Raw genomic sequence first — 346 nt, forward strand, 5'->3', positions numbered from 1 at the left:
TTCAGTTCGGCCGCGACATAGCCCTTGCCGTTCTGGACGGTCAGTTCCATGCGCACCGAGGCGCCGTCGTCCAGCGTGCAGATGACGTGATCGGGGTTCAGAACCTCGATGTCGGCCGGCACGTCGATCTGGCCAGCGGTGACAGCGCCGGGGCCCGTGGCGCGCAGGGTCATGCGCTTGGGGCCTTCGGCGTGCATGCGCAGCGCCAGTTGCTTGATGTTCAGGACGATGTCGACCACGTCTTCGCGCACGCCTTCCAGCGACGAGAACTCATGGAGCACGCCGTCGATCTGGATGGCGGTGACCGCCGCGCCTTGCAGCGAGGACAGCAGAACGCGACGGAGCG

1 pseudogene is annotated in these 346 nt (G+C 66.5%); it reads right to left on the minus strand.

The features are described 5' to 3' along the window. Positions 1 to 346, minus strand: a pseudogene (locus tag CVH10_RS18600) (DNA-directed RNA polymerase subunit alpha); the annotation flags it as partial.

The sequence above is a fragment of the Halomonas sp. ND22Bw genome (assembly GCF_003011945.1).
Taxonomy (GTDB): Bacteria; Pseudomonadota; Gammaproteobacteria; order Pseudomonadales; family Halomonadaceae; genus Halomonas; species Halomonas halophila.